This window comes from Pantoea sp. YU22 (assembly GCF_003970755.1).
GTDB lineage: Bacteria > Pseudomonadota > Gammaproteobacteria > Enterobacterales > Enterobacteriaceae > Pantoea > Pantoea piersonii.
The window spans coordinates 18063-29743 of sequence record NZ_RYDU01000010.1; the positions used below are offsets into that span (position 1 = coordinate 18063).

At 55.5% G+C, this 11681-nt stretch carries 10 protein-coding genes; 2 read left to right on the forward strand and 8 right to left on the reverse strand.

Going from position 1 to position 11681, the window contains the following annotated elements; genetic code table 11:
- Window positions 1-5: 5 nt before the first annotated feature.
- The 8 genes from ruvX to metK form a co-directional block, all read right to left on the reverse strand.
- Complete coding sequence (ruvX, locus tag EKL29_RS14625; RefSeq protein WP_081140873.1) at window positions 6-422, reverse strand: Holliday junction resolvase RuvX; 417 nt, start codon at window positions 420-422, stop codon at window positions 6-8.
- Window positions 422-985, reverse strand: a complete 564-nt coding sequence (locus EKL29_RS14630) for a YqgE/AlgH family protein (RefSeq protein ID WP_120454575.1) — start codon at window positions 983-985, stop codon at window positions 422-424. Before EKL29_RS14630 ends, ruvX begins: the two co-directional genes overlap by 1 nt.
- An 81-nt stretch (window positions 986-1066) precedes the next feature.
- A complete protein-coding gene (gene gshB / locus EKL29_RS14635; protein ID WP_120454573.1) occupies window positions 1067-2011 on the reverse strand; it encodes a glutathione synthase in 945 nt (314 codons plus the stop codon).
- A 116-nt stretch (window positions 2012-2127) separates the two neighbouring features.
- Complete coding sequence (gene rsmE / locus EKL29_RS14640; protein ID WP_120454571.1) at window positions 2128-2859, reverse strand: 16S rRNA (uracil(1498)-N(3))-methyltransferase; 732 nt, start codon at window positions 2857-2859, stop codon at window positions 2128-2130.
- A 73-nt stretch (window positions 2860-2932) separates the two neighbouring features.
- Window positions 2933-3640, reverse strand: coding sequence for a deoxyribonuclease I (endA, locus tag EKL29_RS14645; protein ID WP_120454569.1), 708 nt, complete (start codon window positions 3638-3640; stop codon window positions 2933-2935).
- 77 nt (window positions 3641-3717) lie between these two features.
- Complete coding sequence (locus EKL29_RS14650; protein WP_126690056.1) at window positions 3718-4230, reverse strand: SprT family zinc-dependent metalloprotease; 513 nt, start codon at window positions 4228-4230, stop codon at window positions 3718-3720.
- A 125-nt stretch (window positions 4231-4355) separates the two neighbouring features.
- The gene (locus EKL29_RS14655) at window positions 4356-5753 is read right to left on the reverse strand and encodes a sugar porter family MFS transporter (RefSeq protein ID WP_126690057.1); all 1398 of its coding nucleotides are present in this window, start codon (window positions 5751-5753) and stop codon (window positions 4356-4358) included.
- A gap of 434 nt (window positions 5754-6187) precedes the next feature.
- Complete coding sequence (gene metK, locus EKL29_RS14660; RefSeq protein WP_081140879.1) at window positions 6188-7339, reverse strand: methionine adenosyltransferase; 1152 nt, start codon at window positions 7337-7339, stop codon at window positions 6188-6190.
- Window positions 7340-8148: 809 nt separating this feature from the next.
- Between metK and speA the strand changes: the two genes are divergently transcribed.
- Together speA and EKL29_RS14670 are read left to right on the forward strand one after the other, a co-directional pair.
- The gene (gene speA, locus EKL29_RS14665; protein ID WP_120454565.1) at window positions 8149-10125 is read left to right on the forward strand and encodes a biosynthetic arginine decarboxylase; all 1977 of its coding nucleotides are present in this window, start codon (window positions 8149-8151) and stop codon (window positions 10123-10125) included.
- 706 nt (window positions 10126-10831) lie between these two features.
- Window positions 10832-11608, forward strand: coding sequence for an EAL domain-containing protein (locus EKL29_RS14670; protein WP_126690058.1), 777 nt, complete (start codon window positions 10832-10834; stop codon window positions 11606-11608).
- Window positions 11609-11681: the final 73 nt, after the last annotated feature.

Here is an 11681-nt window from a genome sequence, read left to right on the forward strand (position 1 = left end):
TCGCCTCAGTGAGTTTCGAACCAGTCCTGCAGAATAATCGCCGCCGACTGCGAATCCACCGAGCCTTTATTCAGCGCGCGATAGCCGCCGCGCTCAAACAGACCGGCGCGCGCCTCTACGGTGCTGAGGCGCTCATCCTGCAGCTCGACGCGAACGCCGAAGCGGCCATGCAGGCGACTGGCGAACTTACGCGCGCGCGCGGTGAGCGGCTGTTCAGTGCCGTCCATATTCAGCGGCAGGCCGACCACAACGAAATCGGGCTGCCACTCTTTCAGCAGGCGCTCTATCTGCAGCCAGTCCGGGGTGCCGTCCTGCGCTTTCAGGGCGGCAAGCGGGCGCGCGCTGCCGGTAAGCTGCTGGCCGACCGCCACGCCGATGCTTTTCGTGCCGAAGTCGAAGCCCAGCAGGGTTTGCGTCGTCATCAGGCGTGTCCCGCATCGCTGGCGATGCTGTGGATATCGATGCCTATGCTGCGCGCCGCTTCGCGCCAGCGATCGGCAATCGGCGTCTGGAACAGAATATTGCTGTTGGCAGGCGTGGTAAGCCAGGCGTTCTCCATCAGCTCGTTTTCCAGCTGATCTTTCTCCCAGGCGCAGTAGCCCAGCGCCACCAGCACATGCTCCGGCTGTGAAGCGGTGCCGAGCGACTCCAGCACATCGCGTGAGGTGGTGATCACCGTGTTGTCGGAGATGCGGATGCTGGACGAGAAGGTGCGCTGCGCGGAGTGAAGAATAAAGCCGCGATCCTCAGCCAGCGGGCCGCCGCTGAAAACCGGTTTGTCCAGACGAACCGCAGGATCGCGCTCGCCGGAGGTAATTTTCAGCTTCTTTAAAATGCCTTCGACCGTCAGGTTTTCCATCGGCTTGTTGATAATCAAACCCATCGCCCCCTCTTCATTGTGCTCGCAGATATAGACTACGGAGCGTTTGAAAAAGGGATCCTGCAGGGAAGGCATGGCAATCAAAAAATGATGCTGTAAATTCATTCTCACTCGATATACCAAAAATAGCCGGCGCGGGTATGCGCCGGTTTGGGTTGATCACGGAGCCTGGCTCCAGGGTCATGCTCAGCCCAGACGCTTCTCGATAGCATCCATCAACATACCGGTAATGGAGATCGGGAATGCGGCTTCGATTTCACGCACGCAGGTCGGGCTGGTGACGTTCACTTCAGTGAGTTTATCACCAATGATATCCAGGCCGACAAAAATCAGTCCTTTTGCTTTGAGCGTCGGGCCGACGCGGCGGGCAATTTCCCAGTCGCTCTCGCTCAGCGGACGCGCTTCGCCACGCCCACCTGCCGCCAGGTTGCCGCGTGTTTCGCCGCCCTGCGGGATACGCGCCAGGCAGTAAGGCACCGGCTCGCCGTCTACCACCAGCACGCGCTTGTCGCCTTCCTTGATGGCTGGCAGATAGTTCTGCGCCATACAGAAGAACTGGCCGTGGTTGGTCAGCGTCTCGGTGATAACACCGAAGTTCGGGTCATCCTGCTTAACGCGGAAAATCGACGCGCCGCCCATGCCGTCCAGCGGCTTCATAATAATGTCGCCATGCTCCTGCCAGAAGGCGCGCAGTTTCTCTTTGCTGCGCGTCACCAGCGTATCCGGCGTAAATTCCGAGAACCAGGCGGTGTAGAGCTTCTCGTTACAGTCGCGCAGGCTCTGCGGCTTGTTGACGATCAGCGTGCCTTGCTCTTCGGCGCGCTCCAGAATATAGGTCGCGTAGATAAACTCGGTGTCGAACGGCGGATCCTTACGCATCAGGATCACGTTGAGGTCGGCCAGCTTGATCTCCTGCTCGCTGCCGAACTCATACCATTTATCATAGTTCTGTTCGACGCTCAGCAGGCGAGTGCGGGCATAAGAAACGCCGCCGCGCAGAGAGAGATCGGCCATCTCCATGTAGTGAATTTCATAACCGCGGCGCTGTGCTTCCAGCAACATGGCGAAGCTGGTGTCTTTTTTAATGTTAATGGACGAGATCGGGTCCATAACGATGCCAAGTTTAATCATTATTCTCTCCTCAGAGAGGCGGCTTCTTCCGCCCCGTTCTGTGCGGTCAGCGCAGGCTGACCAGTCAGGACGCCAGTAAGTGCTGTGCGCGTCTTAATATAAACCCTGATTATTCCCTAGCCGAGATCGCCAAACCTCACCTGGAGTGCCGTAATCGCGGTAAGCGCGGTCGTTTCCGTGCGCAAAACGCGCGGGCCGAGCAAAATATCGGTAAAACCGTACTCGCCGGTCATGGCGATCTCCTCGGCGCTCAGGCCGCCTTCCGGACCAATCAGCAGGCGAACCCGCTCAACCGGCTGCGGCAGCGTATTGATGCTGTGCTGCGCGCGCGGATGCAGATTCAGCTTCAGGCCGTCGTCGGCTTCTGCGCACCAGGCCTCCAGCGTCATCGCCGGGCGAATTTCCGGCACGCGATTGCGGCCGCACTGTTCGCAGGCGGCGATGGCGATCTTTTGCCACTGCTGAAGTTTTTTCGCCAGCCGTTCGGCATCAAGCCTGACGCCGCAGCGTTCGGAAAAGAGAGGCGTAATTACGCTCACGCCCAGTTCAATCGATTTCTGGATAGTGAACTCCATCTTTTCGCCGCGCGACATCACCTGGCCGAGGTGCAGAAACAGGGGCGATTCACGATCGTCGGGCTGGCCTTCAAGGACAGTTACTTTTACACGCTTTTTATCAACAAGAGTGATCTCTGCCGCAAAAGTCAGATTAGTGCCATCAAAGAGCTCCAGACGCTGGCCGGTGGTCATGCGCAGAACGCGGCCAACGTGATTTGAGGCGTCTTCGTCCAGCGTAATTTCACTGCCGCTGGTTAAAGGTTCGGAATGATAAATGCGAGGTATGCGCATACAGGCCCTGAAAGCTGAGCGCCGCGCACCCGGCGCGGCGGAATCGAGAAGACGTTAGTGTAGGGCACTGTTTTTAACGCTGGCAAGCCTGCTGCACATAAGGATTGTGATTGCCCTGCACGCGCGCGATGCGCTGGTCGCGTTCACACTCCCAGCGGGAGACCGGATAGAGCTTGTCCCAGACGGTGAAAAGCTGAGTCTGCTGACGCGACAGACGCAGATGATACTGGTCGCGCATATAGAAGTAGGTGCGCGCGATTGCGCCGCGAGCACGAGCCGGCGGCTCGGCCTGTTTGTTTTTGAAGTCTATCTTCATGGCGCACTGGCCGTACTGGCCTTCGCCGCCGTTCCACTGGCTGTAGGCGAAGTTGCCGCGATCGCCGTTCACCTCGCCGATCGCGGGCTGCAGGTTATGCAGGTCGCTTTCGATACGGCGATAGTCGGCGTCTTTGCTGCAGCTTTTACGGCCGCCGTTCTGCCAGCACTGGCGCTGATGGCCGAACTCCCAGGCGGGCATCACATGTTCCCATTCGATGCGCCCGGCGCGGTTGGCGTTTTTCCGCACCTGATAGCCGCAGCTGTTGAGATCGGGCACGCCTTTTTTACCCTGCCAGTTAATCTTGCAGCCGCAGTAAAAGGAGCCGGGCGCATCGGCATTAATCGCCGCAGCAAAGGTTTTCGCCTGCTGAAAGTTATTCTGATGATAGTCGGTCAGCGAGAGCGCCTGGGCGGCGAGAGGGGAGAACAGCAGCGCCATGGCGGCGATAAGTTTGCGAGACATTTTCCAGAATCTACTCGGTCGGTAAAAAAGGGCGGCAGGGTAGCAGAACGGCGCGGCGAGCGGAATGAGAATTCCGCTCAGGCTGGCGAATAGTCGCCGGGTTTTAACAGGTTTTTGCAACGCACGCAGCGATACTCGCTTTCGCCGCGCAGTACGCGGTTGTGGCGCCAGACGGTAAGGTGATGCTGCTGGCAGCCGCAGCGGTAGGGGAAAGTCGCGGCGCGCACCGAGGCGATCTCAAACTGATGGGTGCGGCGCGCGGGCACGCCAAGCACCTCCTGCATCATCCACTTCCACTCTTTGCCGTGTGGCGGCACGCGGCCAAAAACTTTCCATACCAGCAGGTGCGCCAGTTCGTGCGGCACCACCTCTTCGATAAACGCCTGCTGGTTTTCCATCAGCAGCACCGGATTCAGGCGAATCTCCCACTTCTCCAGCCAGGCGGTGCCAGCCGCCGTGCCGCGCTGCTGGTAGACCAGCGCCGGTTCGGCAAAAGGGCGCTCCAGCCTGTCACTGGCAAGCTGTAAAAAATGACGCAGCGAGCGCATTACTGCCTGCTGCAGGGCGATAGGAAGTCGGGGCGTTTTCATGCAGGAAAGGATAAGGGGCGACGAAAGGGAACTCAATCAAATAAAAAAGGCGGGCCTTGCGGCCCGCCTTTTGGTGCTCATGTGCGGCGCGGGTAAGATGGCCCGCTAACCGGCACAGGCGCGGATTAGTTGTTTGAACCGATATCGCGCAGTTTCTTACCGGACATCAGGTTGCGTTCGATATGCTCCAGCGAGACGTTTTTGGTCTCTGGGATCAGCATAACCGTCAGCAGAATGAAGAAGACGTTCAGCAGGCCATAGACCCAGAAGGTCGGCGCGTTGCCCAGCGAATTCAGCATGGTGAGGAAGGTCGCGCCGACAATCATGTTGGCGATCCAGTTCGTCGCAGTAGAGACGGTAATACCGAAGTCGCGGCCTTTCAGCGGCTGGATTTCCGAACACAGCACCCAAATCAGCGGGCCGGCGCTCATGGCGAAGCCGACGATAAACATCAGCAGCATGGCGATAGCGAAGTACTGTGCGCCCTGCGAGTGGATGCCCATATGCAGCATCGTGCCCAGCACGCCCATACCCGCCGCCATCACCAGGAAGCCCAGGATCAGCGTCGGCTTACGGCCCCAGCGGTCCACCAGACCGATGGCGATAAAGGTCGCCAGCACGTTGACCAGTCCGACAATCACGGTGCCCCACATCTGCTCGGTGGTATTAGAGAAGCCAGCAATCTCAAAAATCTTCGGCGCGTAGTACATGATGACGTTCATACCGGTGAACTGCTGCATGACCTGCAACAGCACGCCGAGGAACACCGCGCGACGGAAGTTGCTGTTGCTCTGGAACAGCTGCCAGCCGGACTGCTTGATCTTCAGGCTCTCGCGGATCTCTTCCAGCTCGCGTTTCGCCTGCTCGCTGGTGTCGCGCAGGCGATCCAGCACGCGCTGGGCGTCGCGGAAATCGCCTTTAGCCGCCAGCCAGCGCGGGCTGTTGGGCAGGAAGAAGACGCCTACCAGCAGCAGCACCGCCGGGATCGTGATGATGCCCAGCATCCAGCGCCAGTCGCCGGACGCGCTGAAGGCCGTGTCGGAGAGATAAGCGCCGAGAATACCGATGGTGATCATCAGCTGATACAGAGAAATCATACTGCCGCGGATTTTTTCCGGCGCGATTTCAGAAAGATAGAGCGGAGCGGTATAAGAGGCGACGCCAACGGCCAGGCCCAGCACCACGCGCGCAACGATCAGCATTTCCGGGTTCGGCGCCATGGCGGACCAGAGCGAACCGATAACAAACAGAATAGCGCCCGCCATCAGGCTCTTTTTACGACCGAGACGTGACGACATCCAGCCGGAGCCGACAGCGCCGACGGCTGCGCCGAACATCATGGAGCTGACGATCCACTCCTGCTGGTGTGCGGTAACGTTAAAGTCTTTGGCGATAAACGGCAGCGCGCCCGCAATAACGCCGATATCCAGTCCAAATAACAGCCCTGCAAGGGCCGCAAGAAAGCAGACAAACAAGCTCATCGCCTTGTTTGAGGTTCTGCTTTTGTGAGTATTGCCAGGCATTTTGCCTCCGAGTTTATCCATCATTGTTGTTATCAATGTTAAAAAACCTTTCTCGGGGAAAAAGTGAGGGCGATCACGCTAATGTAATCGCTTACACACGCCGAAACCCTGAAATTCAGCATATTCAGCCCGAAAAGGTTAAGTAACCAGTAAGGTATAGCACCTGTTAAGTTTCTGACATGGCGTCAATTATCGGCTATCAGAGGACGCTGAAAATAACGCATTTTCAGCCGAATAACCACGGAGGTTAAATCCTAAATAGCAGATAAATAAAGCGTTTCAATTTGTAATCGGTAACACGCTTGCTGTTGACGAGTCTCAGAAGTGTAGTTGAGAAAAGAAAAATTGCTGACCGGGGCGGGAAGGGGCAAGAAAAGGCGCTTAAAAAACAAGGCCCTCCTCCTGAAGAGGAGGAGAGCCTGATAGGAAAAAACTTACAGACCCGCAGCTTCGCGCAGCTGAGCGGCTTTGTCGGTTTTTTCCCACGGGAAATGTTCGCGGCCGAAGTGACCGTAAGCGGCGGTCTCTTTATAGATCGGCTGCAGCAGATCCAGCATCTGAATCAGACCGTAAGGACGCAGGTCGAAGAACTCGCGCACCAGCAGGGTCAGCTGTTCGGTCGAGATCTTCTCGGTGCCGAAGGTTTCCACCATGATGGAGGTTGGTTCCGCAACGCCGATAGCGTAGGAGACCTGAATCTCGCAGCGGTCGGCCAGGCCAGCGGCAACGATGTTTTTCGCAACATAGCGCGCCGCGTAGGCTGCGGAACGGTCAACTTTTGACGGATCCTTACCAGAGAAAGCGCCGCCGCCGTGACGCGCCATGCCGCCGTAGGTATCTACGATGATTTTACGCCCGGTCAGGCCACAGTCGCCCATCGGGCCGCCGATAACGAAGCGTCCGGTTGGGTTGATATGGTATTTGGTGCTGGCGTTGATCCACTCGCTCGGCAATACCGGTTTGATGATCTCTTCCATTACCGCTTCACGCAGAGTGGCCTGATCGATATCTTCCGCGTGCTGGGTTGAGAGCACTACCGCGTCGATACCAACGATTTTGCCGCCGTCATACTGGAACGTGATCTGGCTTTTCGCGTCCGGACGCAGCCACGGCAGCGCGCCGTTTTTACGCACTTCAGACTGACGCTGTACCAGACGGTGCGCATAGGTCACCGGCGCTGGCATCAGCACGTCAGTTTCGTTAGTGGCGTAGCCAAACATCAGGCCCTGGTCGCCCGCGCCTTGCTCCAGCGGATCGGTGCGGTCAACGCCCTGATTGATATCAGGCGACTGCTTGCCGATGGCGCTCAGTACGGCACAGGAGTTGGCGTCAAAGCCCATATCGGAATGAACATAACCGATTTCACGTACGGTATTACGGGTGATCTCTTCGATATCGACCCATGCGCTGGTGGTGATCTCACCGCCGACCAGCACCATACCGGTTTTTACGTAGGTTTCGCAGGCCACGCGCGCTTTGGGATCCTGTTCGAGGATAGCGTCCAGTACGGCGTCAGAAATTTGGTCAGCGATTTTATCAGGATGTCCTTCTGATACAGACTCGGACGTAAAAAGGTGTTTAGCCATTCTGTTCTTTACCTTACAAATGGTTTGAATTCGACTGCATAGCGTAAGTGAGATGAACTTACTTGACGCCCCTTCAGGCAAAGCCGCGAGCAGTTTAAGAAGTGTCAGTATGTCAGATGTAAAACGCCTGGATGTTAACCAGTTTAGATGGAAAACCATCTGGATGGCTATTTTAGGTTAAGGCGTGAACGAAATGCCAGCCCTTTTTCTGTTTCCGCATTTTTCGAAAACGCGCCGCCTGGCAAAAAAACGTGACGCGAAACGGCGCCAAACCAGCGAAACGCTTTGCATTTTTAGCCGTCAGGCGGTATAAAACGCCGCTGCTGCCCTGGCGCATCCATCAGGACGCCGCCGCCGCGCGTAGCCACTGTCAGAGCTTCTCTGACGTTCACCCAGATTGTTTCCACATGCGAAAACATGTGTGGAGGTGACAGAAGTAATGAACCACGCTTTCCTTTCTTGCGGTTCTCTGCGCTCTACCGGCGCGCTGGCGTTCTCCTTTCCTGCTTTTTCTCTGATTTGCCGACGTATCTCCTGTTGCGGTCATTCGCCCGACACGCGCGCCGGTTAATCTGTACGTCCTTATTAACTCTTACCGGCCAGCACGCGTTGGTGAACGTCGTAATGCATTCGCGGTCCATTTACACGTAACGGGCCTGGGTGTTTTACACTTAGTTTTATGCTTTTTTGATCCTGACTTCGCCGTCAGGCAGACGGGGCAAAGCGTTTTATGCGGCAACTCATTAACAGACAGAGCGTGGCGAAAGCGCGTAACTGTTTCACATTCCAACAGAAATTCGAGGTTCGTGATGTCTGACGACATGAAGACTATCAAGGGTTCGTCAGCTGGCGAACAGGGTGTGCTCCGCTCGATGCAGGAGGTTGCAATGAACGACCAGGATGCCAGCAAAATGCTGCGTACCTATAACGTTGCCTGGTGGGGCAATAACTACTACGACGTCAACGAACTCGGCCACGTCAGCGTCTGTCCAAATCCGGATGAGCCGACGCTGCGCGTCGATCTGGCTAACCTGGTGAAAGAGCGCGAAGCCCAGGGCCAGCGTCTGCCCGCGCTGTTCTGCTTTCCGCAGATTCTGCAGCATCGCCTGCGCTCGATTAACGCGGCGTTCAAGCGCGCGCGTGAATCCTACGGCTACCGCGGCGACTACTTCCTGGTCTATCCCATTAAGGTCAACCAGCATAAGCGCGTAATCGAGTCGCTGGTTAACTCCGGCGAACCGCTGGGTCTCGAAGCGGGATCGAAAGCGGAGCTGATGGCGGTGCTGGCGCACGCGGGCAAAACCCGCACGGTTATCGTCTGTAATGGCTACAAAGACCGCGAATATATCCGTCTGGCGCTGATTGGCGAAAAGCTCGGCCACAAAGTCTATCTGGTGATTGAGAAGATGACTGAAGTGCGCCTGGTGCTGGAGGAGGCCGAGCGTCTGAACGTGGTGCCGCGCCTGGGCATCCGCGCGCGCCTGGCGTCGCAGGGATCCGGCAAGTGGCAGTCGAGCGGCGGCGAAAAATCGAAGTTCGGCCTGGCGGCGTCGCAGGTGCTGCAGCTGGTAGAGATTATGCGCAACGCGGGCCGTCTCGACAGCCTGCAGCTGCTGCACTTCCACCTCGGCTCGCAGATGGCTAACATTCGCGACATCGCCACTGGCGTGCGCGAATCGGCGCGTTTCTACGTTGAGCTGGCTAAGCTTGGCGTCAATATTAAATGCTTCGACGTCGGCGGCGGTCTGGGCGTCGATTATGAAGGCACCCGTTCGCAGTCTGACTGCTCGGTCAACTACGGTCTGAACGAATACGCCAACAATGTGATCTGGGCGATTGGCGATGCCTGCGAAGAGCATGGGCTGGAACATCCTACGGTGATCACCGAGTCGGGCCGCGCCGTGACCGCGCACCATACCGTGCTGGTCTCCAACATTATCGGCGTAGAGCGTAATGAGTTCATCACGCCGCAGGCACCGCAGGAAGAGGCGCCGCGCCCGATCCTCAGCATGTGGGAAACCTGGCAGGAGATGCACGAACCAAACGTGCGTCGTTCGCTGCGCGAGTGGCTGCACGACAGCCAGATGGATCTCCACGATATCCACACCGGCTACGCCTCCGGCACTTACGATCTGTCGCAGCGCGCCTGGGCGGAACAGCTTTACCTCAGCATCTGCCACTATATTCAGCAGCATCTCGATCCGAGCAACCGCGCGCACCGTCCGATTATCGACGAGTTGCAGGAGCGCATGGCGGATAAGATGTACGTTAACTTCTCGCTGTTCCAGTCGATGCCGGATGCCTGGGGTATCGATCAGCTGTTCCCGGTGCTGCCGCTGGAAGGGCTGCATAAAAAGCCGGAGCGCCGCGCGGTGCTGCTGGATATCACCTGCGACTCCGACGGCACTATCGACCACTACGTTGATGGCGACGGTATCGCCACCACGATGCCGATGCCAGAGTACGATCCTGAGAACCCGCCGATGCTCGGCTTCTTTATGGTGGGTGCTTATCAGGAGATTCTCGGCAATATGCACAACCTGTTCGGCGATACCGAGGCGGTCAACGTCTATGCGCGTGCGGGCGGCGAAGTCGAAGTGGAGCTGTCGGATGAGGGTGATACCGTGGCGGATATGCTGGAGTACGTGCAGCTTAATCCGGACGAGCTGATGACGCTGTTCCGTAATCAGGTTAAAGAGACCGATATTGACGACGAACTGCGCGCGCAGTTCCTGGAAGAGTTTGAAAGCGGTCTGTACGGCTATACCTATCTCGAAGATGAATAATTAACGCTTCACGCTGGGCCTCGCCAGAGGCTCAGCTTTTCACTTTCCCGCCCCCTTATCCGCTTTTTGCTGAATTTGTGATCGCCATCACTGTTTAACGCTGCGTTAAGTTTCTTTAAGACCCTTTATTTTGTAGGTCATTTCTGCGTCGCGGAATTTTTCAGAAAAAACGAGGCGTTACCAGCCGTGCCGTTTGAAACTGGCTGAAATGGTAATTTACTGTCGAGTATTCCACCTTCATTCACTGTGTATGCATTAATTAAATTAAAGTTTATAGCTAAAGTAAAATTTGCGGATTGCGTGCGTTTTACGGTTTTTAATGGAATTTACTGTAATCATGGTTTCCAGTAATATTTATCAGATAAAGTGATGTTTATGAGCGACACGTTAAATTATTTTTTAATAAAATCAGGGGAGTAATTAATTCTTAATTCGTCAAGGTCGATGAAATAATTAATTTTAAGCATATTTTATGACCCTTTAATTCTAAAAAACCTTTTTAAAAAACATTTTTGATTGGTTTTGGCTATTGAAAATTTCTTCTGGTTTGGCTTAAATCTATTTTTCAAAATGTAAGTTGTACGTTAGCATCAGGTTAAGGTGTTAAGAATCTTCTGGGTTTTCTTAACGTTCACATGAGTTTTCCTGACATTTCCGTTGCTGTTTTCAGGTAGCTGACTTATCGGGTGGATCAGGTAGCAGCAGCATGGGTCGCCAACTACATCTTCGTCAGCATTACGTCTTTCTGCTCGAACCGATTCATGCCCCTTCCGGGGAAGTGATGGCGTGGGAGCTGTTGACGCGCTGCATGCAGGGGAACGAAAGTGCCGTTCAGGCAGATGCCGACAGCGGGCACCGGCTATTTGACCGCCTGCTTGAGGCGGAAAAATGGCAGCTGTTTTTGCTGCAGCTCGAACGGATCGATGCGCTTTATCAGTCTGGTTTCTCGTCTGTTCTCAGCCTTAATATCGACAGCGATATTATTCGCGGCATTCTGAATAACCACGCGGTTCAGCAAAAACTCGATCAGCTGCCTTTGTTACGTCTCGAAATTTCTGCCTTTTTCACTGCGCGTTATCACGCCGCCGATCGCCTGCTGCTGCAAAAACTGGCAGGTATCACCCCGGCGTTATTATGGCTTGATGATTTCGGCGCAGGCAGTTCGACCTTATCTATGCTGAGCAGCGGAATAGTTGAATATGTGAAAATCAGTCGCAGCTTCTTCTGGAAATATGGCACAGGCTACGCCTTTGATACGTTGCTTAATCACGTTAATGATTTCTGCAAGGGCGTCATTATTCAGGGTGTAGATACGCAGCAACAGCTGGAACTGGCGTCAAGCAAGCAGGCGGCTGGTTTGCAAGGGCGTTGCTGGAACACAGCATATTTAGATGATTTTATTGATCAATCAGTAAACGTTCCGCTGTCCGGAGCGCTAAAAAATCAACGATCTGCAATAACACACTACCGAAACTTTTTGTGATATGCCGCCTGCTCCGGTTATTACGGAAGCGGGCTAGCCCATTGCGGTTATTAAAACAAATAAAAGTGATTCC

Bases quoted from the DNA above. Each gene is read 5' to 3' on its own strand.
- ruvX (WP_081140873.1), bottom strand. From the start codon at position 422: ATGACGACGCAAACCCTGCTGGGCTTCGACTTCGGCACGAAAAGCATC.
- EKL29_RS14630 (WP_120454575.1), bottom strand. From the start codon at position 985: ATGAATTTACAGCATCATTTTTTGATTGCCATGCCTTCCCTGCAGGAT.
- gshB (WP_120454573.1), bottom strand. From the start codon at position 2,011: ATGATTAAACTTGGCATCGTTATGGACCCGATCTCGTCCATTAACATT.
- rsmE (WP_120454571.1), bottom strand. From the start codon at position 2,859: ATGCGCATACCTCGCATTTATCATTCCGAACCTTTAACCAGCGGCAGT.
- endA (WP_120454569.1), bottom strand. From the start codon at position 3,640: ATGTCTCGCAAACTTATCGCCGCCATGGCGCTGCTGTTCTCCCCTCTC.
- EKL29_RS14650 (WP_126690056.1), bottom strand. From the start codon at position 4,230: ATGAAAACGCCCCGACTTCCTATCGCCCTGCAGCAGGCAGTAATGCGC.
- EKL29_RS14655 (WP_126690057.1), bottom strand. From the start codon at position 5,753: ATGCCTGGCAATACTCACAAAAGCAGAACCTCAAACAAGGCGATGAGC.
- metK (WP_081140879.1), bottom strand. From the start codon at position 7,339: ATGGCTAAACACCTTTTTACGTCCGAGTCTGTATCAGAAGGACATCCT.
- speA (WP_120454565.1), top strand. From the start codon at position 8,149: ATGTCTGACGACATGAAGACTATCAAGGGTTCGTCAGCTGGCGAACAG.
- EKL29_RS14670 (WP_126690058.1), top strand. From the start codon at position 10,832: ATGGGTCGCCAACTACATCTTCGTCAGCATTACGTCTTTCTGCTCGAA.